Origin of the sequence: Clostridium sp. DSM 8431 (assembly GCF_900116755.1) — a bacterium.
Taxonomy (GTDB): domain Bacteria; phylum Bacillota; class Clostridia; order Clostridiales; family Clostridiaceae; genus Clostridium.
In genome coordinates this window covers 1-24,787 of record NZ_FPBY01000034.1, presented here as the reverse complement: position 1 = coordinate 24,787, position 24,787 = coordinate 1, and the positions used below count along the sequence as shown (strand labels likewise).

The following is a 24,787-nucleotide window of genomic DNA, read 5'->3' as shown; positions in this document are numbered from 1 at the left end:
GTACTTTTAACAAAAGATTTTTTGCAAGTTTTACATAAATATCTTTGAGTTTCTTTATTCTTACCATTTTTAACTATGTATTTATTTTTACAATGAGGGCAAATTAATTCTGTTGTTTCTTTATTATTTGAAACATTAATTAAAATGCTGATATCTATTAATAATTTTCTTTTAGCTGCATTACTTAAAAGCTTTATATTTTCTAAAATTTTAAAATAGTTATCTAAACACAAATCAATCACTTCCTTATAATCATTTGTTTAGATACTTGCCTATATTTATCACTTTTATTCATAATACAGCAAAAAATTATATTTAAATAGTAATTTACACGAAGTAATATAACATATAATTTAAAACACACTCTTGTCCATTATTCGTAAAGTAATAATGGTTTATTAAGTGTACCCTTTTTTTAAAATTATTTTTTGAAATTTTTTATTTTTTTGTATAACTGGTCTATGCATTTAAAAAAATAACAGGCACAATAAAGCGCCTGTTATTTCTTAATTAGGTGAATTTTAATTGGATGATTTCTCAAGAGCTATACATACTACTAAATTTGCATCTGCCTTTTTTAAAGTTTCCTTACATGCATTTAAAGAAGTGCCTTTAGTTAAAAAATAATCAAAGATAATTATATTTTTATCCTTTAAATCATCGCAGCAAATATTAATAGTACCACCATCTCTATTAAGACATTTTTTAAAATTTAAATTTTCATGATTTCCACTTAATTTTTGTAAAAGCTTCATCATGCCTTGGCTTATGTTATCTCCATCATTTGTTGGCACAGTTGTTAGGATATCAAAATCTTCAAGATTATAGTCCTTTAAAGTTTCTTCAAGAAGATTGCTATAATATTCAACTGCTTCCTCTTTATTATCCCTAAGTGCTAATATACTTCCCAATGTATCCTTCGTGAAATTACCTTTCTCAATATTTTTATAATTAGACTCATTTAAATAATATATACCCGAATTAGATTTATTTAACATAACTCTGCACCCCCCACCTTTATAATATAATCTTTTATGAATATAACAAAGCCCAGAAATAGTTAATTATTTATCATTTTCCACCTTATATTTTTCTATTTATTGGTTTTTCTTTAATTTATATAATTTTCTGACTTTTTATTTTTTATGAATATCCTTCTGATTTTTGTCTAGAATAACTATTGAGGTGATAAAATGAAAGCTACAATAACATTTAAACAAAAAATAAGAGCAGTATATATTTTAGCTTTAAGTGTAATAGTTGCATTAATAATAGCTTCTAATATTTCATTAATCTATTTTAGCAATATAACTATTAATAGGCTGGTCATTTCTTCAATATTATTAACTATTTCAGGAGTAGTACTATCAATTCCTGTTTATATAACAAACAATGTATTAAAAGATGTTAAAGCTCAAAATTTTAAAGGTGCAAATATTCTATTAAATATTGCTGGAACTGGTTTATTTATGATTTTAATTTATTTATTATTTGCTATATATACATTTATCTCATTTATACCTTTTCGCTAAAAAAGTTATAGATTTTCATCCATGACTTTTTTATATTAAACTATTTATTCTTCTTTGATTTTTTATTTAAAATAGTATCAATTAAAACCGCTATAGCTCCATCACCAGTAACATTTGTTCCTGTTCCAAAACTATCTTGTGCAGAGTGAAGAGCAATCATTAACGATTGTTGAATTTGTCCAAAGCCAAACATATCTTGTAAAAGTCCAAGAGCTGCCATAACTCCTCCGCCAGGTACTCCAGGTGCTGCTACCATTGTAACACCAAGCATAAGTATAAATGGAAGGAACTTTCCAAATGTAATATTTTGACCATTCATACACATAACTGCCATTGAAGTAAGTACTAAAGTTATAGTATCTCCAGCTATATGAATAGTTGCACATAATGGAACAACAAATTCTGCTACATCGTCACTAACACCATTTTTCTTTACACATTCTAAATTAACTGGAATAGTAGCTGCTGATGATTGTGTTCCCGCAGCTGTCATATATGCAGGAAATTCATTTTTTAATAAAGTTAAAGGATTCTTTTTCCCAACAGATCCTGCTATTAAATACTGAATTATTAAATAAACAAATTGTAAAATTAAAAGTACTATATAAACAATTCCGAAAGTTTTAAGAGTATTGAATATTTCACCAGTATAACTCAGCTCTGCAAATATACATCCAATATAAATTGGAACAAGTGGTATTATAATTTTTGAAACTACCATTAATATAATTTCATTAAATTCTTCAGCTACCTTTAAAAATATGCTTTCTTTAATTCTTGATAAACCTATTCCAAGTATAAAAGCAAGAATAAGTGAAGACATAACACCCATAATTGGAGGCATTTCTATAGTAAACATAGGATTTATTGCTCCTACATTTTCCTCTAAAGATTTGCTTACTGTTATAAGTTTAGGTAAAATATTTGAACCTGCAATATAAGCTAAAAATCCAGCTAAGATTGTTGAGATATAAGCTATAGCTGTTGTAAGTAAAAGTCCTTCACTAGACTTACTTCCAAGGGATGCTATCCCTGGTACTATAAATGCAAGTATAATTAACGGTATTACAAAAGATAAAAAGTTCTTAAATAGAGTTCCTAAAGTTGCAAGGATCTCTATAGGAAAAATAAGTTCAAATTTAGAACAAATAAGTCCTACACCTATACCTAATATAAGGCATACTATGATTCTACTTATTAATGACATTCTTTTCATATAAATTCTCTCCTTATGTATCTCTATGAAATTCATTTGTATTCCTATTGTGTACACTATAAAGGTTTTTTTTAAATTTGTCAAATATTCTTTTAATAAAAAATCCTTTTTATTCCTTTTATCCATTTCTCTTCATCTATATAACCTTCTATCATTTCAGCACTTTTTATCTGCCAATTATAATAATCTTTATGAGGATAAGAGTATTTATCTAATATAGACATAATAGTTCCGCCATGAACTATAAGAGCAATGGATTCATACTTATTTTTAACACAATCTTCTATAATATACTCAAAGGATTTTATGCATCTTTTTTTAAAGTCACTTAAAGGTTCTCCATTTGGAAAATCCATAGTCCCCATACTGTCTATCCATTTTTGATAGTCTTCATTTCCTGAAAGCTCTTTATAATTTTTATTTTCAAAATCTCCAAAATCACATTCTCTTAAATCATTTATTATCACAGATTCTAATTTACTATATAAAATTACTGCAGTCTCAATGCACCTAAGCATGGGACTGCAGTAAACAACATCTACCTTTGGATAAGACTTTGATTTTAAGAGTTCTATTCCTTCCTTAGCTAAATGTTCATTAGTTATACCAATGTATCTATGCATAAGGTTTCCATTCGTTTTAGAATGTCTTATAAAATAAACCTTTATCAAAATTTTCACCCCTTAATCTTTAAAGCTGTTCCATACATAACTCTATAAACCTCTTTTGCTTTAAGCGCTACAAAACAGCTAATTCTTCCATGAGCTTCACGAAAAATTCTATCATCCTTTTCTATAGGCACAATTCCATAGCCTACCTCATCAGAAATAATTATTAAATCTTCTTTTTTTAAAATTTCTTCAAGAAAAGCTATAATCTGCTCTATAGTTTTTCCTTCTTTTAAAAGCTTTCTATTAAATTCATGAAAGTTATAAATTACTCTTTCACCTTTATATTCTTCTTCATTTTCTCCAAAATAAACTTCATCCTGTTTTAAATTATACTCTTCTAAAACAAAGTTAAGCTTATTATTATATTTTCCACCTATTACAAATATCATATTAAAAACCTCTAAAATAAAATATTAAGAAATACTACTACAATCATAATCATAAGTTCGCAAATTTGAAGGAAAAACCCAGCAAGATCTCCAGTAATACCTCCAAAGTTTTTATAGCTCATAGATTTATAATATACAAAGGAACTTAAAGCAGATAAAAAAGCTCCAAGCCCTAATATTGCATTAATATAAATCATTAAAATAGCTATTAAAATTATATAAAATATCATAACATTTTTAACAGTATTCTTCTCTGCTCCATCCTTAAAGGTTCTTGCAAGACCACTATTTTTTGCACTTTGAAATTTAACTATAGACATTGCACTTAAGCTTCTTGATAATACAAAACCCCAAGCAATGATAAATACAGAATCAAAATTTCTAATTTCGCTTACTATTCCAAAATTCAAAATAAAATACACAATACATGTAATAAGCGCAAAGGCTCCTATATGAGAATCCTTTAATATTTCAAGTTTTCTTTCTTTACTTTGATAAGAATTTACAGCATCCATTGTATCAACAAAACCATCAACATGAATACCTCCTGTTATAAGTATAGGAATAACAGTAAAAACTGCACTTCTTAAAATATTATTTAGCCCTAAGCTATTTGAAATTATAAACCACAAATAAAATAAAGCACCTATTACTATTCCCACAAAAGGAAAGAAACATAAAGCATATCTCATATTCTTCTCATCCCACTTTGCCTCAGGCATAGGAATTTTTGAGTACATAGAGAAAGCTATTTTAACTGGTTCAAGCATTTTTATTTCCTCCCTTTAAACTAATTGGAATTCCATATACAACTTCTATTAATTCATCTGCCTTTTTAGAGATTTCACTTATAATTTCTGATGAATATTTTATATACCTTTCAGTTTCATCATCATACTTAATACCATCACTATAAATTTCATTAGTTACTATAACTAAATTTTCACACTGGTTATATATATTATCTATTCCCTTTAAAATTTCAGGAACTGTTTTTTCCTTAGCTCCCTCTTCATTAAACATTTCATTAGCAATAACATTAGAAATACAGTCAAGTAAAACTGTAGATCTTTTAGGTATTTTTAAAGATTTTAAATCTGTATAACATTCATAAGTCTTAAAATTCTTATCTTTTCTTAAAATTAAATGTCTATTTATTTTCTTTTTGCATTCCTCATCATAAGGATACATGGTAGCAATATAAATAAGCTCATTATTATTTAAACTAACAGCTTTATTTTCTGCAAATTCAGATTTACCACTGCCACTTCCACCTGTAACTATACTTAACATATTAAACTCCTATAAAGGTTTATACTCAAAACCAAATTCACCAAAAGTACTCATATCTTTATAAACCTTAGATGCCATATCTAAAAGTGGAATAGCACTTACAGCTCCGCTTCCCTCTCCTAAACACATTTCACAAGTTAATAAGGGCTTTAAGCCTAAAGCATCAAGAAGGATTCTTCCTGCAGGTTCCTTTGAAACATGAGAAGGAATAATATAATCCTTAATATTTTCATTCATTCGTACTGCTAGTAAAGCAGCAACTGCTGAAATAAATCCATCAATCATAACAGGAATATTATACACAGCTCCTCCTATAAAAATCCCTGTAAGTCCAGCAATATCAAGGCCTCCAACAGTGCTTAAAACATCAATCATCTCATCCTTATTAGGATTATTAACTTCTATTCCTTTTTTTATAACATCTATTTTATGAATAAGTCCTTCATCACTTAATCCAGCACCTTTACCTGTTACCTCTTCAACTGGAAGATCTAAAAGCACAGAAGCTAAAGCACTGCTAGTAGAAGTGTTTCCTATACCCATTTCCCCAGTTGCAATAAGGGTGTACCCCATATCCTTTAAGTCCTTAACAAGCTCAATTCCAGTTTCTATAGCCCTTATTGTTTCTTCTTCACTCATAGCTTGTCCGTGTGCAAAATTCTTTGTTCCATAAGCTATTTTTCTATTAATAACTTTAAAGGGTTTAAGGCCACTACTTTCATCTAAGTAATCATCCATATCTCTATATACCCCAATATCTATAGGAAATAAGTCAACATGAGCCATTTTACACATTATGCTAACCGTTGCCTTTTCCTTTGTAAAATTTTCAGTAACTAAAGCTGTGATTTCTTGACCTGTTTGAGTTACATTTTCTTCTACTATGCCATTATCTGCACACATAGTAATTAAGGCCTTCTTTTCAATATTTACATCCACATTATTTAAAGCCCCTGCAATTTTAATTATGTTTTCCTCTAAAAGTCCAAGACTTCTTAAAGGCTTAGCTATGCTATCCCACTTCCTTCTAGACAGATGAAGAATCTTTTCATCTGCTTTAGTTATACTTTTAACTGCTTCTTCTAAATTCATTTTTATTGCCCCTTATATTCTTCACATTTCTTTAAAAATCTATATGGTATATTTATATTTGAATAATAATTCATATGTGGATAACCAGCAATTAAATTATTAATTACATGTATACACTTCCATTCTCTCTTTCTAGTAGTTTTTCTAGCCATAAAACTTTCACCACAATTTGTACTATCATAGTAATGAAATTCATGACCTAATATGCTTTCTCCTTCTTTAATTAAATAATTATTCTTCAAAGGACATATTTCAATATAACCAAATCTAGAAAGTTTATGAGTATTATAACATTCTCCACTTATAATACCTGCCATATCATAATACTTTTCATCCTGTGCCTTAAGTCTATCATGAAGATACATAAATCCTCCACACTCAGCTAAAACAGGCATATTATTATTTACTGCTTCTTTAATAGACTTAAGCATAGATTTATTTAAACTAAGTTTTTCAGCATAAAGCTCGGGATAACCTCCTCCAAGGATTACCCCTTGAACATCTTTTGGAAGTTTTTTATCCTCTAAAGGACTAAAATAAACAACCTCAGCATTCATTCTCTCTAGTAGCTTTAAATTATCAGCATAATAGAAGCAAAAGGCTTTATCTAAGGCAACAGCTACTTTCACCTTACTATCTACCTTTGGAACCTTTACTTCTTCACAGGAAATTTCTGAAGCTTCATTAGCTAAAGAAATTATGCCATCTATATCAATAGTTTCTTCCATAGTCTCTGCTAAAATATTAAGCTTATCTTTTAAATCCTCAATTTCAGAAGGAGTAACAAGACCTAAATGTCTACTTTCTATAGTTCCTTCCTTAAGCTTTGGAAGATAACCAAAAACCTTTATCTTAAGTTCTTCTTCAATTAACTCCTTAACATCCTTATAAATCATTTTGGACATATTATTAAGAATTACTCCCTTTATTTTAGAGTCCTTCTTAAACTCAAGAAATCCCTTAATCATAGGAAGAATAGAAAGACTCATTCCTTTGCAGTTTACAACTAAAATAGTTTGTGTATCAGTAAGGCTTGCTACCTCATAAGAACTTGCCTTAGTACCCTTTAAAGAAATACCATCATAATAGCCCATAACTCCTTCTATAACAGAAATATCACTATTTTTCATAGATTCCTTCATTAAATACTTCATAGTGTTCTCATCATTAAAGAAACTATCAAGATTTTTAGAATCAGCCCCAATTATTTTACTATGAAACATAGGATCAATATAATCAGGGCCACACTTAAAGGAAGAAACCTTCATTTTTCTATTAATAAGGCATTGAAGTATACCACAAGTTATTGTGGTTTTACCACTGCCACTTGAAGCTGCTGCTATCATAACTCTAGATTTAGTCAAGCTTTTCCCCTCCCTTTAAGGTAATTATATAAATAGGATTTTGACCTGTCATCATATTATATCCTGCTATCTTTCTGCTCTTTGCAGCTGTAATCTGAGTAATATCCACATCTACAAAAGAAAACTCCTTAGCTATTTCCATAGCTTCTACTAAGGTTTCTAAAGTAATAGAATTAATAACAATCTTTATTTCAGGATTTTTATAAAGAAGCAACTCCACTATTTCTCTTAAATTACCTGAACTTCCTCCTATAAAGGCATGAGTTGGAATATCTAAATTCATAAGAGCGTGTGGTGCTGAACCTTTAACTATAATTAGATTATCAGCCTTAAACTTCTCCTTATTTCTACTTATAAGCAGAGTGGCTTCTTCTTTCTTTTCAATAGCATATACTTTCCCCTTAGAAAGATTTAAAGCAGCTTCAATTCCAATAGAGCCTGTTCCTGCACCTATATCATAAAGAATAGAATCCTCCAAAAGTCCAAGTTTTATAATTGAAAGACTTCTTATATCTTCCTTAGTCATAGGAACCTTATCCCTTATAAATTCATCATCCTTAATATTTCTATAAATACTGCTATCATAAGTTTCATTAAAGAAAATAGCTACACATAATCCAGTAATATCAGAGTCAATAAAGTTACTCACATAACCTTCTTTTATCAACTCATCTTCATAAGAAAGATTACTTCCAATAGCTACTTTTAAATCACCTAAGCCAAAATCATAAAGCTTTCTCATTACACTTTTAACATCACTTTTATCTCCACCTAAAAGGGTAAATACAGTTTTATTATTTAATACTTCATGGACTATATTAACATCTCTTCCATGCATACTTACAAGCTTTATGTCTTCCCAAGATATTTTAAGTTTAGAAGCAAAATAAACAACTGAAGAAATACCAGGAATAACATTAACATTATATCCTTCAATTCTTTCTATCATCTTCTTTGCACCACTGTAAAAGCCTGCATCTCCTGAATAAGCAATAGCTACATTTTTATATTCATCATGCTCCTTTATAAAATCTAAAATTTCTGCATATTTATATGACTTAAAGCTAGGTTTGTCAAAAACTTCAAGAGATTTTAACATTCTATCTGCTCCAATTAAAACATCACAGTTTTCAAAGACTTCCTTAGCCTCTAAAGTCATAGTATTCATATTTCCAAGGCCTATAGATACAAGATTAACTGTTCTAGTTCTCTTAATATTTAATCTATCATCTAAAAGACTTAAAACCTCATTTAAAGTTAATCCCTCTTCCTTTAAAGGTCTTCCAATAACAATTGCTTTAACTCCTGTTTCTAAAGCTGACTGAATCTTTTCATGAAAGCCTCCTTCTTTTCCTGAAGACTTAGTAACCAAAAATTTAGCATTAATTTGCTTTAATAGTGCCTTATTAAATTCATTAGTAAAGGGTCCTTGCATTGCAATTAGATTTCTTCCTTTAAAACCTAAACTATTGCACTTATTAACTACTTCATCTGTAGATAATACCCTTGCAAAAATTCTTTCTTCATAATTATTAATAGCAGTGTACTTTTCAACTTCCTTACTACCAGTTGTAACTAGTACATTTCCTTTAGTAGTATTTAAATACTCACAAGCCTCTTCTATACTATCTACAAAAATCACATTTTCTAAATCTGAAGAAGAAATTTCCTCTTCCTTTCTAATAACTCTTAAACACTCTTTATCTAACTCTAAGCAAGCATTTTTTATATTTTTGCTTACTTCTACAGCATAAGGATGAGTTGCATCTATTACAAAATCAACCTTTTCCTCTTCTAAAAATACCTTAATTTCCTCTTTATTAAGTCTACTTGAGGAAATTCTTATATTTGGAGTTTCCTCAATTAAAGTTTTTCCATAGTCTGTAGCAACTGAAACAATTACCTGAGCCTTTTTATTTTTTAAATGTTCAGCAATTAATCTTCCTTCTGTTGTACCTGCAAATAATAAAACCTTAAACATTCTTATATCCTCTAGGAGTTACAAGCCTATCTCCTTCTATTTTACTCATAGAATTTCCTATAAATACAGTTGTAAACATATCAACCTTAGTATCTCTAAGTTCTTCTAGAGTTAATACACGGCTTTCTTCTCCCTCTCTTCCAATATTTTTAACTAAGCCGCAAGGTCTGTCCTTTTCTGCATATTTTAGTACTATATCACATGCCTTTTGAAGGTAATCATGTCTCTTCTTACTTGAAGGATTGTAAAGAACTATTACAAAGTCTGAAGCTGCTGCACATTCAATTCTCTTTTCAATCTTTTCTAAAGGAGTTAAAAGGTCACTTAAACTTATTACAGCAAAATCATGAATTAAAGGTGCTCCAAGAACTGCTGCTCCACTATTAGCTGCTGTTATTCCTGGAATCACTTCAACTTCTATACCTTCATAATTTTTTGATACTTCTATCATAATTTCTGCAAGACCATAAATACCTGCATCTCCACTACATATTAAAGAAACATTATTCCCCTTTTTAGCTTCTTCAAAAGCAAGAATACATCTATCTACTTCTTTTTTCATAGGTGTTGTCAAAAATTTTTTTCCCTTAAAATGATCTTCTACAAGATCAACATAAACTGTATAACCTACAATAACATCACTATTTTCTAAAGCCTTTATAGCTTTTAATGTCATTGATTCATAATCTCCTGGTCCTATACCTACACAATATACTTTATTCAAACTTAACACTCCATTCTTCTTTTGCTATTGAGGCTGTAACCCCATTATTACTAGTCTTCTTTATATAAATTTCTCCGCCTAAGCTTCCAGAAATAGCAGCTCTTTCACACACGTTATCAACTCCAGTTACACTACTTACAAAAGCTGATTTTGAAAAGTCACCTTTAGCTTTTTTAAGCTCTTCAGCTGTAAAAACTTTAAAAGGTATGTTATATTTTTTACTAAAGTCTAGTATTCCCTGTTCGTTTTTCTTTAAGTCAATACTATATATCCCCTTTATAGCTTTAATACTTATATTGTTTTCCTTAAGAACTGAAAAAACAAGACTTTCAATATCCTCTAAAGGTTTATTCTTTCTGCATCCTATTCCTAAACTCAAGTTTTTTGGAATAAGATTCATAGTAAATTTAAAAGGCTTTATATCTTTATAAGAGATGCAAATTCCAAAATCTTCTTCATCTAAAACTATTTTTCTTGGTAATTCACCTAAAAGCTTTAAGTCACTATAAAGCCCTACATTCTTTCCTTCTAAAATTCTTCCTGAAATAACCTTAATATCTTTAATATTATCTATAATAAGATTGTTAGAAACAGCAAAATTATCTACTGCAAATTCATTATTAATATCTGTAGCTGTTGTAATAACTGCCTTTCCCTTTAAATACTCTGCTATTTTAATAGAAAGTTTATTAGCTCCTCCAATATGCCCACTTAATAAAGGAATTATAAACTCTCCTTTTTCATCAATAACTAAAACTGCAGGATCTATATCTTTAGACTTAATAAAGGGTGCAATAGTTCTTACTGCAATGCCTAAAGCACCTATAAAACATAAAGCATCATATTTATTAAAATTCTCTAAAGTCCATTCCCTTAAAGAAGGCTCAAGGGAATTTAAATTATTATTTTCTGCAAACTTACTTAATGTAAACCCTGTAGCTTTAATATCTTCTTTTCTTAAAAATTCTAATATTTTTTTATTAAGATTACATCCCTTTGAAGTAAAACTAAGTACTGCTATTTTCATAAGTACCTACTTTCCTTCTCTAAACTCAGTTGTAAAATATGGATTATATAACTCAGATCTGTCATAATCAGAGTCAAGTACATTACCTACAACTATTAAAGCTGTTTTCTTAATATTATTCATAGCTGCACTTTCATAAAGAGTAGAAACTGTACATCTTACTACCTTTTCATCTTCCCAAGTAGCCTTATAAACTATAGCTGCTGAAGTATCAGGTGTAAAACCACCAGATATAAGTCTTTCCTGAAGCTCTTTTAAAAGTCCTGTACTTAAAAATATTACCATTGTAGCATTAGTTCTTGCAAAATTTTCTATGCTTTCTTTCTCTGGTACAGGAGTTCTTCCAGCCATTCTTGTAATAACTACTGATTGAGATACATTTGGAAGGGTGTATTCTGTTTTTAAAGCTGCTGCTGCACCACAGAAGGAACTTACCCCAGGACAGTATTCATACTTAATATTATGTTTATCTAATATATCCATCTGTTCTTTTATAGCTCCATAAAGACATGGGTCTCCAGTGTGAAGTCTTACAGTCATCTTACCTTCTTCTTCTGCCTTAAGCATAACCTCCATAACTTCTTCTAAAGTCATCTTTGCACTATTATAAACTTCACAAGATTCTTTTTTTACCTTTAATAGTTCTGGATTAACTAATGACCCAGCATATATAATAACATCTGCTTCCATAAGAAGTTTTTGACCTCTTACAGTAATTAAATCTTCAGCTCCTGAACCAGCTCCAACAAAATTAACCATTTATCTATTTCTCCTTTACAATTATAAGTGAATAATAGCTTGCATCTTCATTTATACTATCAATATCCATATATACTTTTTCATTTTCCATACCACAATTTTCAACCATTACAGCATTTAAATTCTTTTCTTTTATCTTTTCTTTTACAGAAGAAATTTTCTTTCCACTTTTCATAAGAACTTTTGTACCTGAGAAATCTAAAGATTCTTCTATTTGATAAGATGCTGGTATAATATGAAGTTCTTCTGATTTTTCCACTAATCCTTCATTTATTCTTGCAGCTGCTGCACAGAAAGATGGAACTCCACTTACAATTTCAGTTTCATATCCAGCAGACTTTATAAGCTTATGTATATAAATATAAGTTGAGTATACACAAGGATCACCTAAAGTTAAGAAAGCAATATTTTTACCTTCTTTTAAATGACTTATTATAATATCTCTTCCTTCATTATGAGCCTTCTTTAATTTTTCTTCATCCTTAGTCATTGGCATATGAATAAATAAAAATTCCTTATTATCTATATCAGGTATAGCCTGCTTTACTATCTTATACGCTATACATTTATCCTTTGAAGTATTCGGAACAGCTATAATATCGCTTTCATTAATAATTCTTACTGCCTTTAACGTTAAATTTTCTGGATCTCCAGGACCCACACCTACTCCATAAAGTTTTCCCATTTCAATTAATTTCCTTTCTTATTTATCTTCTTTATCATTTGTTTAGCATTATCAGTTTCTCCAAGAACGCCAAAAACATTAGAGAAAACAATAACTGCTATTTCAAGGTTACTACCCTTAGCTCTATTATTTAAATAAAACTCTATTTTATCTGTTACATTTTTCATTGTTGCTTCCATAAGATTATTTTCATTTAATATCTTAAGGGCATCATCTGTAGTAACTGAATTCATAACTTCCTTTAAAACCCTAGTATCTGCTCCAGCTAAAAGTGCATTTGCTGTAAGGATCTCCATTCTTGAATCTGAATTTTTAGAGTGGGTATTCATTATACCTCCTGCAACCTTTACAAACTTTCCTATATGAGAAATGAAAAGTATTCCTTTTACTCCAAGCTGAACAGCCATATCAACAGTTTCTCCAACAAAGTTACTGCACTTAACACTTTTACTTACATCAAGATTTAACTGTTCTTCAGAGAATGTTTGACCATAATTACCTGGAGTTATCAACATATAATCATGACCATCAGCTAAATATTGTCCCATCTCAACTCTAGTAGTATCAATAAGAGCTTTTTCACTCATAGGCTCAACTATTCCTGAAGTACCAAGAATAGAAATACCACCTATAATCCCTAATCTTGGATTAAAGGTTCTTTTTGCTATTTCTTCTCCTTCTGGCACTGATATAACAACCTTAATGCCACCTTCATAATTATTATCTTCTGAGACTTTAGTTACCGCTTCTTTTATCATTCTCATAGGAGTATTATTAATGGCAGACATACCAATATCACACTGAAGTCCTGGCTTTGTTACTGTTCCAACGCCTTCTCCTCCAGTAACTTCTATTCCCTTTTCATCAGTTAAAGACACCTTGGCAAAAATAAGTATTCCATGAGTTGCATCAGGGTCATCTCCACCATCTTTTCTTATGGCACAGCTCACATAATTATCCTTTAAATCTATTTCCAATACATCTAAATTAAGAAGAAGACCTTTGGGTGTCATAAGCTCAATTTTATCTACTTTTTCTCTTTTAAAAAGCATTGTAGCAGCCGCCTTAGCTGCCGCTGCTGCACATGAACCTGTAGTATATCCTCTTTTACTTTTTTTATTATCTACAAAAACGTATCTATTATCTTCAAATCTATTGCTTTTTTCTTTTGTTTCCATCTCTTTACGCATATTCTTTCCTTAAAATTTCCGCCTGTTTTTCTGTAACACAAATAGAGTTTATATCTATTGTTGATGGAACTGTAAGGAGTGAATATTCCTTAATCCAAAGGTTACCATCAATAAGTTTTTCAGTATTAATGGCCTTAGAAGAATCTTCTTCAACTACTTCTTCTAAGTCTTTATAAGGAGTAATAACAACAACCCTCCTTACATATTCCTCTAATTCACTATAAACATTAAAGAAACTATTATAATTTTCAAAATTACCACTTGATGTTACAAGCTTAACATATAAATTTAGTTCCTTTGCTAAGTCTACTGCCTTTAACATTTAAATATCACCTTTAATCACTAAAATTTAAATTAATATATAATCTATCCTCACCTATAACAGTATTTTGGAAAACTTCTGTAGCATTATGAAGATATTCATCAGGATTTATAAGAGCAGTACCTAAATGAGTTAAAACAAGTTTTTTTACTCTTCCATTCAAAGCAAAATTAGCTGCTTCTCTAAAGGTCATATGCTTATTTTTAACCGCCTTATCTATATCTATGTCGTCTCCATAAGTTCCCTCACAATAAAGAATATGGCTATTTAGTGAAAAATCTTCTAAAGCTTTATTTGGTCTTGTATCCGTTACAAAAGAAACCTTTTTACCTTTCTCTTTCTTCACCTAAAACCATATCTTTAGTATAAATTTTACCTTCATATTCTATTTTATCCATAGTCTTTTGAAGCTTATTCCATAACACTTTAGGTACATTATTCTTAGTAGCCTTATCTACTGAAAATCTTGGACTTCTTTTAAAATAAAAACTATAAGAATTACATGGAGAAGAATGATCCGCCTCTAATATTCCAATCTTAACCAAACCTTCCATGATATCTATTTCCTTATTAGTAATTTCATGAACTATAACTTCATAAGGAAGATATTTTGCTACAGTCATAAGCCCATTTACAGCTTCTGTTATGCCTTCAGGTCCAATTATAGTAACAGGCTCTGTCCTTCCGCTGTTCCCCATAGTTTCTAAAAGGCCAGGAAGACCTATTATATGATCTCCATGAGTATGAGTAATACATATAATATCAATGGTTTTAAATCCAGACTTAGCTATCTTCATAGATACTTGAGTTCCTTCTCCACAGTCTATTAATATTTTTCTCCCCATATATCCTATTAATAAGGAAGATAAAAATCTATTTGGCGTAGGCATGCTTCCACCACAGCCTAAAAGCGTTAAATCAATCATCCATTAACCACCTCAATTTTATTTATTTCCTTATATTCCTCTAATAAAACATCCATAGTTTTCTTTATTCTCTTAACTTCTTTTTTCATTTGCACTACATTTTTATCAAAGTCTTCTCTATCTACGGGTTGTCCACACTTACAATTTAGTTTAATTATACTTATATCTACATCTATTGGTTTTTTTAAAATACGTATTTTATCTATTTCTTGAACAACATAATGAATAAATTGTTTTTCATCTTTTACTTCATAATTATAAGATTGAAATTTTTCAAGCTTACTTAATAAATTAGTACATTCCTCTTCAATATAATTTGTAGTCATTCTGGCATAATCAAAATTCAAACTATCAATATGCTCAGGAAGAACTATCGAAGACATTTCTATTAAGTCTACTATCTTAATCATATCCTTTATTATTTTTTCCTTATTTATATAATCTAAACATTGTTTATACTCTCTTTTTTTCTTATCTTCAGTTGCATACATGTAATTTAAAAATTCTATAATCTTATCTTGATTTCTTAAAATTTCAATTACATGTGTAAGGTTTTCAAAACATTTATTACAAACTTTATTTAAAAACCCATAATCATATTTAGATGGAGTATCGTATAATTTCTTGAAATTTTCAAAAATCTCAACAAATGCTCCTAAAGAATTAGCAAAGCATTTTTCATCTTCAGACTCCTCACCTATAGGTTTATATTTATAATAGAAATGATTTTTATTAAGTTTAAGTCTATTTAAGGTAATCTCAATTTCATATCTTGAAGAATCAAGATAAAAAACATCATCATTTAATTCATTGAAAGATCTTGGATATTCTCCATTTTCATTTGAAAATTCTTTGGAAAGTTCAAAGATTTCATCCACAAGTTTATCTACTCTAGCATATCTTTTTCTTTCCTTTTTTCTTGTGATTTTCTTAAATAATTTCATATGATATTACTTCCTTGTCAAAAATGCTTTCCATATTATTTTATATCATAAATTTCTTCACATCAACTTTAGAAAAGACATAATTTCTTCAAATACTAAACCAGTCGTTAAATTTTTCGTTATACTCCTTACAGATAAATTCCTTAATATTGTAAACTAATATATGTTTTTTATATAACAAGTCTGATTTTGTAACTTTTTCAATTTCTTCTATGTCCTTTCCTTTCATAATTAAGAGTGTTCCTGTTAAATCTTTTTTCATTCCAAAAAATAAGATTCTTTCATCTTTAGTTTCTTCTCTTATTATATCTAAATACTTTTTCATTAAGTTATCTAATTTAAGTCCTCCTAGGGGAATTGGATTTTTATAATTACCTTCTACTAAAAATAGCTTCATTTTTAAAGTATTCCTCTCAAAATTTATATTAAATATTCTTACCTGTTTTTGCAATCTTATACCAAGTTTGATGAATTTAATTCAAAAATGTATAATAATCATATCTAAAAATATAAAAGGAGGGTCACTATGAAGCCAAAATTACTTTTTTTTGATATTGATGGTACTTTATTAACTGAAGATACTTTAATAATTCCTGAAAGTACAAAGAGAGCTTTAAAAGAAGCTCAAAGAAATGGACATATTACTTTCATAAACACAGGAAGACCTTTTGTAAGTGTAGATAAATTTATAAAAGATCTTAACTTTGATGGATACATATGTGGATGTGGAACTTTTGTAATGTATAAAGATAAAGTTCTTCTATATAACAAGTTAGATACAAAAGAATGTAAAAAACTAGTTAAGAAACTTAGAGAATATAATATAGATGGCATTTTAGAAGGTCATACAGAACTTTATTATGATACTGATGAAAACATAAACTCTGACTATGTAAAATCTATTAAAAAACGTCATATTGAAACAAATCTTTATAAAGGAAAAACCTTTGACGAAGAAGATATTCAATTTGATAAACTAACTATATTTGGAGATGAAAACAGTAACTTTGATGACTTAAAAAAAGATTTTGAAGATGTTTTTGAATTTATATATAGAGGTGAATATTTCTATGAATTAGTTCCCCATGCCTTCTCAAAAGCCTCTGGAATTAAATTTTTAGAAGATACATTAAAAATACCTCATGAAAATACTTATGCCTTTGGAGACAGTTCAAATGACTTATCTATGCTTGAATACGCTGCAAATAGTGTTGCCATGGGAAGTGGAAACAAGGATTTATTTGATAAAGTATCTTTTGTAACTAAAGATATTAACGAAGACGGAATAGAATATGCCTTAAAACATTATAATATAATTTAAAAAGAAATGGACAAGCCTTTAAGTGAGCTTGTCCATTGTTTCTTTAACTGTGAAAATTTATATTTTTTATAACAAATTTTTATTTAACCATTTATCAAACTAATTCTATAATGCAATAGCAGTGTTTGCTGTAAAATAAACCTTTTTGCCATTATTACTTAAAATCTTCTTAACATTTTCCAATCTATTAAGAAAAATCTCAAAAGTCTCTTCGAAAAAGTCAACATATGCATTTTCAAACATACTTACTTTTTGACTAAAGTTTTTCCATATAGTAATAAGAGCTCCGAAGGAATAAGAAAAGCATCTGTATTCATCATCATTTGGGTTTGTTTGTTCATATTTAAAATCATAATATTTGTCTACTGAAACACCACACTTTATTAAAATCATTTCCAATTCAAAGCGTGCACAGTCTAAATAAAAAATATCCTTTTCAAACTTGTCATAGCTTTTAACTTCTAGGTATCCTGATTTAGAGTTGCAATATGATTTGTTGAATATATCACAAATCAAATCATTTACCATACCAATTTTGATATCAATTCTTTCCTCTTTTTTAACCATCATAATTCCCTACTTTTTCCCAAAACATTAAATAATATTCATAAACCATTTTACACGGTCAATTATTCAAAGTCAAATTATATCGAATTTCTGTGCTATTTTTGTAAAATTATTAATTCAAAAACATATATTATATAAAAAACGCTGTTATCATACGAGAAAAATCATTATTTTGACAAAGAGTATAGATTATTTTTGATTTTTTTTACAATTGTTAAATTGCAAACAAAAAGCTACCATAAGATTTTATGCTTCAACAAAAATCTTATGGTAGCTTTATATTATTTATACTATTTAGCGTATTTCTTTATTATTTCAATAATTATATTCTTTGATATTTCCATACCTTCTACAGTTATATGTTCAGAAGAACCATGGAATGCAAATCCACCTGTTCCTAAATTAGGACATGGAAGACCCATATAGCTTAATGTTGCTCCATCAGTTCCACCTCTAATTGGTTCAATAACTGGCTGAACATCTAATTCCTTCATAGCTTCTTTTGCATTTTCTATTAAGTGGAATGCTGGTTTTATATGTTCCAACATATTTTTATATTGATCATGTATTTCTATAGTTACTGTACCTTCACCATACTTTTCATTTATGAACTTTTCAATTCTCTTTAAAGTATATTTCTTTTCTTCAAACTTAGCACTGTCATGATCTCTTATAATATAATTCATTTTAGCTTCAGCAGTATCACCACTTAAACTTTCTAAATAGAAGAAACCTTCATAATTTTCAGTGTATTCTGGTCTTTCTGCTTCTGGAAGCATGTTGTTAATTTCACAAGCTACATTTAAAGCATTTATCATTGTATTCTTTGCAGAACCTGGATGAACAAGAATTCCCTTTATATTAACTTTAGCAGCTGCTGCATTGAAGTTTTCATAAGATAATTCACCTTCTACTCCACCATCAACTGTGTAAGCAAAATCTGCTCCAAAACCTTTTACATCAAAAGAATGTGCTCCAAGTCCAACTTCTTCATCTGGAGTAAAAGCTACACATATCTTTCCATGAGGAATATCTGATTTTATTATTTCTTCACAGGCAGTTAATATTTCAGCAATACCAGCCTTATCATCTGCACCTAAAAGTGTAGTTCCATCAGTTGTAATTAAAGTTCTTCCCTTCAATTCTTTTAAATGTGGGAAAGTTTCAACTGATAATACTGTATTATTTCCTTTTAATACAACATCTTCACCATTGTAGTTTTCAATGATTTGTGGTTTAACATTTTCTCCACTTGCACTTGGTGCTGTATCCATATGTGAAATAAACCCTATCTTTGGTTTATCTTCATATCCTTCAGTTGCTTCTATATATCCATATACATAGCACTTATCATCAACTCTTACATCCTTTAATCCTAAATTCTTCATTTCTTCTACAAGAATGTTAGCTAAATCAAATTGTCTCATAGTTGTTGGATTTGACTTAGAAGATTCGTCTGATGTTGTATGTATCTTTACATACTTTAATAATCTTTCATATGCTTTCATATTAATATCTCCTTTAAACTATTATTCATACATTTATATTTTAACATTAAATCGCAATAATTGACATATGCTACATTTACTTTTGATTTATTAATAATATTTTCATAGAAAAATTTATTTTTTGGTAATTGCTTTAACAAATCTCCCCATGTAAAAAACACTTAAAGATACTTTATAAATACCTATAAGTGTTTATATATTACTCATAATCTTTAGTTTCTGTTTTTAATCCTTTTTTTCTAAGTTTATTTTCAACTAATTCCTTAAGAAGTGCATAAACTATAGCAAATAAAGGAACACCTATAATCATTCCCACAATTCCCAAAAGTTTAGCAAAAACAAGAATAGAGAATAATATCCAAAAGGCTGATATTCCAATTGAATTTCCTAAAATCTTTGGTCCTATTAAATTTCCATCTACCTGTTGAATTATAATAATTATTAAAATAAACCATGCAGCTTTTATAGGAGATACAAAAAGAATCAAAATTACAGAAGGTACTGCACCTATAAATGGTCCAAAGAAAGGAATAATATTTGTAATTCCAACGATTATAGATACAAGAAGGCTATAAGGCATATTAAATATAGCCAAAACAATAAATGTAATTACGCCTATTATAAAAGAATCTAATATCTTACCACTTAAAAATTTACCAAAGGTTTCATTACTTCTCTGACCAAGTTTTAATATATTCTTTGCATGCTCTAAAGGAAATACAGCATAAATAACCTTTCTAAATAATCCTATAAATTTTTCTTTATCTATTAAAAGATAAATAGAAACTATAAGACCTAAAACTATATTCCATATACTTGAGGCAAATCCTGCTAGCATGCTTCCAAGTACAGGTATAAGATTAGTTACAAACTTAATAATATAATTAACAAAATCATTCCAATTTTCATTTAATGTATTTTGAATATTATCACTTAAATTAATTTCTTCCATAACCTCATTAATTAATGTACCAAGATTATCTATATATCCAGGTATATCATTTACAAGCCCAACTATACTTTCAACTAACTGTGGAAAAACAAATTCCATAAATAAAAGAATAATTAAAAACACAGTTAAATATGTAAGTAAAATTCCCAAACCTCTCTTTGACTTTATCTTAACTTTCCTTAAATACTTATCCTTTAAAATTCTATTTTCATAAAACCTAAGAATGAAATTAAATAAATAAGCTAATACAAATCCCATAATAATAGGTTGCATAACCCCTACAATATATCCTAATTTTCCAAAGACATTACCCATTTGAGATACTCCAAGATAAAATAGGATAACTGAGCAGATTACTAGGAAAGTATATACTGCTATTGTAGTATATTTAGTATTCCAATCAATTTTCATAGCTCCTCCTTTAAATAAAATAACCTTAATTTCATTATCTTAATTATATCAATTATTGTCAACAAATTCTTTGTTAATAAAAACAGACTGGCTTTAACTTTTTTAGCCAGTCCGTATTTTTTATTACTTTTTAATCTTCTTGTTTAATAAAAGAGCTCCATAAACCATAGTACCAACACCCACAGCTGCTGCTAAACCTTCAGCTAAGTGCAGAAAGTTTTTTCCCTTTCCTTTTAAATTACTTAAAGAATTAGAGTTGTTTTCATTAACGTCACTATCTAATTTTTTTGATATATAATAAGCTTTTACAAATCTCTCCTTGGAAAAATTTTCATCAAGCCCATCTTTTAATTTTGATAAATATTCCTCAGTCCATTCTTCTGGATTTTCACTTAAAATCTCTTTATCATGCTCCTGAAAAACATTATAATCAACTGCAAGCTCTAGCGAATCTTTAAAAATTTCATGAGGATAATTTTTTTCAAGTAGCTCATCTTTTAAAATTTTACGTGCTTTAATCATATCATTTTCACTTATAGCAAGTTTTAAGTTATCTATCATATATATCCCTCCAACCCCTCTATTATATAATTATTTTACCATATAATAACATAACTATGCATTCCATATTTAATTTTATTACTGAAAAGGATATTTATAATATAGTTCTTAATTGCACAAAAATTCTCCACCATTAACATGAATAGTTTCACCAGTTACAAAGGATGCCCCCTTAGAAGCTAAAAATACATATGCTTCTGCTAATTCAACTGGCTGACCTGCTCTTTTAAGTAGAGTTTTAGAGCCAAAATTGAGTATGGCAGAAGAAGGCATAGATGAAGGAATTAATGGTGTCCATACTGGTCCTGGTGCTACTGCATTAACCCTTATATTTCTCTTAGAAAGACTTAAGGCTAAAGATCTTGTAAGAGCAGATAAGGCTCCTTTAGTACAAGAATAATCAATTAAACTTTCATTTCCTTGATAAGCAGTAACAGATGTAGTAATTATTATAGAAGTAAATTCCCCCATATAATTTAGGGCCTCTTTTATAATAAAGAAAGTTCCATATACATTAGTTCTAAAAGTTTTTTCAAGCTGAGAAGCTGTAATATCTTCAAAGTTTTGAGAGTAATGCTGTTCTGCTGCATTGCAAATAAGAATATCTATTTTATTATATTTTGATGCCAATTTATTTACTGCTTCTTTGCAAAAACTTTCATCACCTATATCTCCTTTAATTAAAGTGCATTCACCATTATTTTCTTCAATAATAGATTTTGTATCTTCTGTATCCTTATCTTCATTTAAATAAACAATAATAACCTTTGCTCCTTCTTTAGCATATGCAATAGCCGTAGCCTTTCCTATACCGCTATCACCTCCTGTTATTAATGCTATTTTTCCATTTAATCTCTTTCCGTCATTATCATACTCTTCACTCATAAAAACAGGCTTAGGGTTCATATCTTTTTCTATTCCTGGCTGAATATTTTGAGGTTTTGTATTAAAAACCTTAGGAAAACTTTTTTCAGTCATAACTTCATCTCCTGTAAAATAATAATCTCTAATTTATTATTTTCAATTAACAAAAAAATATAAGCAGCTTATCTGCCTGAGATAAGCTGCCATACTCTCCACACTGAATATCTATTCATTTTAGACATAACATGATTTATAGGAATATTCATAGGACATACTTTTTAACATGCTAATGAATTAGAACATTCATTAAATACTTTCTCCTTATAATCTTTTTTTATCTGGTTTTTATGATCTTTATTCTGTAGCTGCTCTAAAATCTTTAGTGCATTAACAGCAGCCACTGCTCCCTTAAAAATATCATTAGATTTATAATTTGCACATGCCTCAAGGCAGCAGCCACACATTAAACATTCAGAAACTGTATACTGCATTGGCACTTTTTTGTAATTAAGTTTAGCATTTTCATCAAGCCACAAATGCATATCTTCCATAGCTTTAAAAAGGCTTGTCCTATCTACCTTTAAATCTTGAATACATGGAAATTTACTTAAAGGTTCTATTTTGATTTCACTACTAGTTTCTAAAAGTTCATTACAAAAGGTTTTACAAGCAAGCCTTGGAACATTATTAATAACCATGGCACAAGCACCACCTATCCCTGTTCACAGCTATAATGCCAACTTATAGGTGAACATACTTTTCCATATATATCTTTTATAACAGACTGTTTATTTATATTCTCAATAAGCATTGTAACAGGTATATTTAAATCACCATCATAATTAAAAAATTGGAAAAATGACGCAGATCCTTTATCTTTCTTTCTCGAAACTTTAAACCTAACCACTAACTTTTCCTCCTATTTCAAGGTTCTTTAAACTCTATTTTAAACTTATTATCCTCAAATAATACAGATGTACATTTTTCATACCTTTTAGATGTTTTAGGATAATCAGATCTTACATGAGCACCTCTTGTCTCTTTTCTTTCATAAGCAAGCTTTTATATTCCATATAACTTCCTTTTATCTTATGACAGAAGCTTTCTAAATTTTCAAGTCCATTATATGAATTTATAAGTTCCTTCTCATCTCTTATAATACCCATAGACTTATTCATAATATAAGAAAGCATATCTTCAACCTTCCATATATCAATGGAGTTTTTATATCTTTTCATTTTCCACTGCTTTCTACAAAGTTTTTCTTCATTAAGAACCTTGTTCATTTCATCTTCTTTTTCCTTTTCAGAGGCCTTATGAATATTTTTTATATATTTAGCAGACATAATGCCTCTAAAAACAACACCTAAAAGAGAATTTCCACCAACTCTATTTGCTCCATGATATTGACATGAACACTCTCCTGAAGCAAAAAGTCTTTTTATATTTGTCCTATGAGTCTCATCAGTTTTTATTCCCCCCATAAAATAATTAACTCCTGGATAAACTGGAATTGGATATCTATGTACATCTAAACACAAGTATTTTTCACAGATTTCACAGGTTTCATGGAGTTTTTTATCTATCACTTCTGATGGAAGCATAGATATATCAAGATAAACTTTATTTTCCCCATTAATACCTAGCTTCATTTCATTACAAACTTTATATATACTTCGCGAAACTATATCTCTTGGCATAAGTTCTCCAATTTTAGGATACCATTCATCCATAAAGCACCACTTCTTACCTTCTCTTAAAGTGTAAAGTTTTCCACCTTCTCCTCTACAGGCTTCAGTAATAAGCATATTCTTAACTTTAGTTTTAATGGTAGTTGGATGATATTGAATCATTTCAAGATTTCCAAGTTCCACTCCCTGACTTAATGCAATTCCTTCACAGCTTCCATCATTTAAAACTGAACCTATAGTCTTACCAAAAAGCTTATTTGGCCCCCCTGATGCAATTACTACAGCATCAGCCTTAATTGGAACAAACTCTCCACTATCATTTACAAATAATGCTCCTACACACTCTTTGTTTTTATTTATAACAAAATGAACTAATGAGCAACCTATAACTCTCTTAATTTTGCCATTTGCTTCATATTTTCTACACAAGGTATTTAAAGCTGTTACTATCTGCTTACCTGTAAGAGAACCAGCATAAGCGAGGGCACTGAAAAACTTTAAGTTTTTCTAGTGCGCTATTCCAAAATCAAAAAGGAGTTAATTAAACTAATAAATTTTAGTTACATTAACTCCCTTTTTGTTTAGTTTTTTGTGCTTTATTAGGAGTTCTATCCTAATAACTTCAATATTCTTTTAACATTTACCGTAAATATTGCTAACGCACCTTGCATTTTCATGGCAATTAGACCTGAAGATGATGCTATATCATATCCATGTCTATGCTTTAATTCACTATTTTTTGCTTCTATTTTATAACGTTCCTTTGATTTTTCTTTAAAATATTCAGTTTTCTGAAA

Annotated in this window: 28 protein-coding genes and 2 pseudogenes; 2 read left to right on the top strand and 28 right to left on the bottom strand. The window is 29.0% G+C overall.

Features of this window, described 5'->3' with window-relative positions:
- Both BM384_RS18615 and BM384_RS05215 read right to left on the bottom strand, forming a co-directional pair.
- On the bottom strand, positions 1–233 hold a 233-nt coding region (locus tag BM384_RS18615; RefSeq protein ID WP_175537290.1), incomplete at its 3' end, for a transposase-like zinc-binding domain-containing protein.
- A 288-nt stretch (positions 234–521) separates the two neighbouring features.
- Positions 522–998, bottom strand: coding sequence for a phosphoribosyltransferase (locus BM384_RS05215; protein WP_090011769.1), 477 nt, complete (start codon positions 996–998; stop codon positions 522–524).
- Positions 999–1,193: 195 nt separating this feature from the next.
- Here BM384_RS05215 and BM384_RS05210 point away from each other — a divergent pair, with 195 nt between their 5' ends.
- On the top strand, positions 1,194–1,532 hold the full coding sequence (locus BM384_RS05210; RefSeq protein ID WP_090011767.1) for a hypothetical protein: 339 nt from the start codon (positions 1,194–1,196) through the stop codon (positions 1,530–1,532).
- A gap of 40 nt (positions 1,533–1,572) precedes the next feature.
- Here the strand turns inward: BM384_RS05210 and BM384_RS05205 are convergent, their stop codons facing one another.
- The 17 genes and pseudogenes from BM384_RS05205 to BM384_RS05125 form a co-directional block, all read right to left on the bottom strand.
- Positions 1,573–2,748, bottom strand: a complete 1,176-nt coding sequence (locus BM384_RS05205; RefSeq protein WP_090011773.1) for a dicarboxylate/amino acid:cation symporter — start codon at positions 2,746–2,748, stop codon at positions 1,573–1,575.
- A 92-nt stretch (positions 2,749–2,840) separates the two neighbouring features.
- A complete protein-coding gene (locus BM384_RS05200; protein WP_090011765.1) occupies positions 2,841–3,419 on the bottom strand; it encodes a histidine phosphatase family protein in 579 nt (192 codons plus the stop codon).
- Positions 3,420–3,424: 5 nt separating this feature from the next.
- Positions 3,425–3,808 carry a bifunctional adenosylcobinamide kinase/adenosylcobinamide-phosphate guanylyltransferase gene (locus tag BM384_RS05195; protein WP_090011763.1) on the bottom strand — a complete coding sequence of 128 codons (384 nt, stop codon included), beginning with the start codon at positions 3,806–3,808 and terminating at the stop codon, positions 3,425–3,427.
- Positions 3,809–3,819: 11 nt separating this feature from the next.
- Positions 3,820–4,578, bottom strand: coding sequence for an adenosylcobinamide-GDP ribazoletransferase (cobS, locus tag BM384_RS05190; protein ID WP_090011760.1), 759 nt, complete (start codon positions 4,576–4,578; stop codon positions 3,820–3,822).
- Entirely contained in the window at positions 4,571–5,101 is a 531-nt protein-coding gene (locus tag BM384_RS05185; RefSeq protein ID WP_090011758.1) for a bifunctional adenosylcobinamide kinase/adenosylcobinamide-phosphate guanylyltransferase, read from the bottom strand. The genes cobS and BM384_RS05185 overlap by 8 nt, the downstream gene beginning before the upstream one ends.
- A 9-nt stretch (positions 5,102–5,110) precedes the next feature.
- Positions 5,111–6,193 carry a nicotinate-nucleotide--dimethylbenzimidazole phosphoribosyltransferase gene (gene cobT, locus BM384_RS05180; protein WP_090011756.1) on the bottom strand — a complete coding sequence of 361 codons (1,083 nt, stop codon included), beginning with the start codon at positions 6,191–6,193 and terminating at the stop codon, positions 5,111–5,113.
- Between the two features lie 2 nt (positions 6,194–6,195).
- Positions 6,196–7,557, bottom strand: a complete 1,362-nt coding sequence (locus BM384_RS05175; protein WP_090011754.1) for a cobyrinic acid a,c-diamide synthase CobB — start codon at positions 7,555–7,557, stop codon at positions 6,196–6,198.
- Positions 7,550–9,538, bottom strand: coding sequence for a precorrin-6A reductase (gene cobK / locus BM384_RS05170; protein ID WP_090011752.1), 1,989 nt, complete (start codon positions 9,536–9,538; stop codon positions 7,550–7,552). Before cobK ends, BM384_RS05175 begins: the two co-directional genes overlap by 8 nt.
- Entirely contained in the window at positions 9,531–10,262 is a 732-nt protein-coding gene (gene cobJ, locus BM384_RS05165; RefSeq protein WP_090011750.1) for a precorrin-3B C(17)-methyltransferase, read from the bottom strand. The genes cobK and cobJ overlap by 8 nt, the downstream gene beginning before the upstream one ends.
- Entirely contained in the window at positions 10,255–11,289 is a 1,035-nt protein-coding gene (locus BM384_RS05160; protein ID WP_090011748.1) for a cobalt-precorrin 5A hydrolase, read from the bottom strand. The genes cobJ and BM384_RS05160 overlap by 8 nt, the downstream gene beginning before the upstream one ends.
- A gap of 6 nt (positions 11,290–11,295) precedes the next feature.
- Positions 11,296–12,048, bottom strand: coding sequence for a precorrin-4 C(11)-methyltransferase (gene cobM, locus BM384_RS05155; protein ID WP_090011746.1), 753 nt, complete (start codon positions 12,046–12,048; stop codon positions 11,296–11,298).
- A gap of 4 nt (positions 12,049–12,052) precedes the next feature.
- Positions 12,053–12,733 carry a precorrin-2 C(20)-methyltransferase gene (cobI, locus tag BM384_RS05150; protein WP_090011744.1) on the bottom strand — a complete coding sequence of 227 codons (681 nt, stop codon included), beginning with the start codon at positions 12,731–12,733 and terminating at the stop codon, positions 12,053–12,055.
- A gap of 5 nt (positions 12,734–12,738) precedes the next feature.
- On the bottom strand, positions 12,739–13,923 hold the full coding sequence (gene cbiD, locus BM384_RS05145) for a cobalt-precorrin-5B (C(1))-methyltransferase CbiD (protein WP_242945957.1): 1,185 nt from the start codon (positions 13,921–13,923) through the stop codon (positions 12,739–12,741).
- Complete coding sequence (locus tag BM384_RS05140; protein WP_090011742.1) at positions 13,916–14,245, bottom strand: hypothetical protein; 330 nt, start codon at positions 14,243–14,245, stop codon at positions 13,916–13,918. Before BM384_RS05140 ends, cbiD begins: the two co-directional genes overlap by 8 nt.
- 13 nt (positions 14,246–14,258) lie before the next feature.
- A pseudogene (locus BM384_RS05135) lies at positions 14,259–15,171 on the bottom strand (ribonuclease Z).
- Entirely contained in the window at positions 15,168–16,115 is a 948-nt protein-coding gene (locus BM384_RS05130; RefSeq protein ID WP_090011740.1) for a hypothetical protein, read from the bottom strand. The pseudogene BM384_RS05135 and the gene BM384_RS05130 overlap by 4 nt, the downstream one beginning before the upstream one ends.
- Before the next feature lie 88 nt (positions 16,116–16,203).
- Positions 16,204–16,512 (bottom strand): hypothetical protein, encoded by a 309-nt coding sequence (locus tag BM384_RS05125; RefSeq protein ID WP_090011738.1) that lies wholly within the window; start codon positions 16,510–16,512, stop codon positions 16,204–16,206.
- A gap of 129 nt (positions 16,513–16,641) precedes the next feature.
- Here BM384_RS05125 and BM384_RS05120 point away from each other — a divergent pair, with 129 nt between their 5' ends.
- A complete protein-coding gene (locus BM384_RS05120) occupies positions 16,642–17,436 on the top strand; it encodes an HAD family hydrolase (RefSeq protein WP_090011736.1) in 795 nt (264 codons plus the stop codon).
- A 105-nt stretch (positions 17,437–17,541) separates the two neighbouring features.
- On the opposite strand, the gene BM384_RS05115 is transcribed toward BM384_RS05120, so the two are convergent.
- From BM384_RS05115 to BM384_RS05070, 9 genes and pseudogenes are all read right to left on the bottom strand, one after another.
- Positions 17,542–18,006: a hypothetical protein gene (locus BM384_RS05115; protein WP_139232047.1), complete on the bottom strand. Its 465-nt coding sequence runs from the start codon at positions 18,004–18,006 to the stop codon at positions 17,542–17,544.
- A 287-nt stretch (positions 18,007–18,293) separates the two neighbouring features.
- A complete protein-coding gene (pepT, locus tag BM384_RS05110; protein WP_090011732.1) occupies positions 18,294–19,511 on the bottom strand; it encodes a peptidase T in 1,218 nt (405 codons plus the stop codon).
- Positions 19,512–19,710: 199 nt separating this feature from the next.
- Positions 19,711–20,874 carry an AI-2E family transporter gene (locus tag BM384_RS05105; protein ID WP_090011730.1) on the bottom strand — a complete coding sequence of 388 codons (1,164 nt, stop codon included), beginning with the start codon at positions 20,872–20,874 and terminating at the stop codon, positions 19,711–19,713.
- Positions 20,875–20,997: 123 nt separating this feature from the next.
- Entirely contained in the window at positions 20,998–21,435 is a 438-nt protein-coding gene (locus BM384_RS05100; RefSeq protein WP_090011728.1) for a hypothetical protein, read from the bottom strand.
- Positions 21,436–21,543: 108 nt separating this feature from the next.
- On the bottom strand, positions 21,544–22,413 hold the full coding sequence (locus BM384_RS05095) for an SDR family oxidoreductase (RefSeq protein WP_090011726.1): 870 nt from the start codon (positions 22,411–22,413) through the stop codon (positions 21,544–21,546).
- 164 nt (positions 22,414–22,577) lie between these two features.
- Entirely contained in the window at positions 22,578–22,997 is a 420-nt protein-coding gene (locus BM384_RS05090; protein WP_090011724.1) for a 2Fe-2S iron-sulfur cluster-binding protein, read from the bottom strand.
- A gap of 14 nt (positions 22,998–23,011) precedes the next feature.
- Positions 23,012–23,206, bottom strand: coding sequence for a hypothetical protein (locus BM384_RS05085; protein ID WP_090011722.1), 195 nt, complete (start codon positions 23,204–23,206; stop codon positions 23,012–23,014).
- 112 nt (positions 23,207–23,318) lie between these two features.
- Positions 23,319–24,443, bottom strand: a pseudogene (locus tag BM384_RS05075) (FAD-binding protein); the annotation flags it as partial.
- A gap of 155 nt (positions 24,444–24,598) precedes the next feature.
- Positions 24,599–24,787 (bottom strand): transposase (locus tag BM384_RS05070; RefSeq protein ID WP_175537288.1); only part of this gene is annotated, 189 nt, incomplete at its 5' end.

Excerpts from the sequence above, each read along its gene's own strand:
- BM384_RS05185 (WP_090011758.1), bottom strand. The coding sequence starts at position 5,101 with ATGTTAAGTATAGTTACAGGTGGAAGTGGCAGTGGTAAATCTGAATTT.
- pepT (WP_090011732.1), bottom strand. The coding sequence starts at position 19,511 with ATGAAAGCATATGAAAGATTATTAAAGTATGTAAAGATACATACAACA.
- BM384_RS05095 (WP_090011726.1), bottom strand. The coding sequence starts at position 22,413 with ATGACTGAAAAAAGTTTTCCTAAGGTTTTTAATACAAAACCTCAAAAT.
- BM384_RS05120 (WP_090011736.1), top strand. The coding sequence starts at position 16,642 with ATGAAGCCAAAATTACTTTTTTTTGATATTGATGGTACTTTATTAACT.
- BM384_RS05130 (WP_090011740.1), bottom strand. The coding sequence starts at position 16,115 with ATGAAATTATTTAAGAAAATCACAAGAAAAAAGGAAAGAAAAAGATAT.
- cobS (WP_090011760.1), bottom strand. The coding sequence starts at position 4,578 with ATGCTTGAACCAGTTAAAATAGCTTTCTCTATGTACTCAAAAATTCCT.
- cobI (WP_090011744.1), bottom strand. The coding sequence starts at position 12,733 with ATGGGAAAACTTTATGGAGTAGGTGTGGGTCCTGGAGATCCAGAAAAT.
- BM384_RS05205 (WP_090011773.1), bottom strand. The coding sequence starts at position 2,748 with ATGAAAAGAATGTCATTAATAAGTAGAATCATAGTATGCCTTATATTA.
- BM384_RS05215 (WP_090011769.1), bottom strand. The coding sequence starts at position 998 with ATGTTAAATAAATCTAATTCGGGTATATATTATTTAAATGAGTCTAAT.
- BM384_RS05210 (WP_090011767.1), top strand. The coding sequence starts at position 1,194 with ATGAAAGCTACAATAACATTTAAACAAAAAATAAGAGCAGTATATATT.
- BM384_RS05160 (WP_090011748.1), bottom strand. The coding sequence starts at position 11,289 with ATGAAAATAGCAGTACTTAGTTTTACTTCAAAGGGATGTAATCTTAAT.
- BM384_RS05125 (WP_090011738.1), bottom strand. The coding sequence starts at position 16,512 with ATGAAGCTATTTTTAGTAGAAGGTAATTATAAAAATCCAATTCCCCTA.
- BM384_RS05105 (WP_090011730.1), bottom strand. The coding sequence starts at position 20,874 with ATGAAAATTGATTGGAATACTAAATATACTACAATAGCAGTATATACT.
- cobK (WP_090011752.1), bottom strand. The coding sequence starts at position 9,538 with ATGTTTAAGGTTTTATTATTTGCAGGTACAACAGAAGGAAGATTAATT.
- BM384_RS05195 (WP_090011763.1), bottom strand. The coding sequence starts at position 3,808 with ATGATATTTGTAATAGGTGGAAAATATAATAATAAGCTTAACTTTGTT.
- cobM (WP_090011746.1), bottom strand. The coding sequence starts at position 12,048 with ATGGTTAATTTTGTTGGAGCTGGTTCAGGAGCTGAAGATTTAATTACT.
- BM384_RS05090 (WP_090011724.1), bottom strand. The coding sequence starts at position 22,997 with ATGGTTATTAATAATGTTCCAAGGCTTGCTTGTAAAACCTTTTGTAAT.
- BM384_RS05100 (WP_090011728.1), bottom strand. The coding sequence starts at position 21,435 with ATGATAGATAACTTAAAACTTGCTATAAGTGAAAATGATATGATTAAA.
- BM384_RS05115 (WP_139232047.1), bottom strand. The coding sequence starts at position 18,006 with ATGATGGTTAAAAAAGAGGAAAGAATTGATATCAAAATTGGTATGGTA.
- cbiD (WP_242945957.1), bottom strand. The coding sequence starts at position 13,923 with ATGCGTAAAGAGATGGAAACAAAAGAAAAAAGCAATAGATTTGAAGAT.
- BM384_RS05140 (WP_090011742.1), bottom strand. The coding sequence starts at position 14,245 with ATGTTAAAGGCAGTAGACTTAGCAAAGGAACTAAATTTATATGTTAAG.
- cobT (WP_090011756.1), bottom strand. The coding sequence starts at position 6,193 with ATGAATTTAGAAGAAGCAGTTAAAAGTATAACTAAAGCAGATGAAAAG.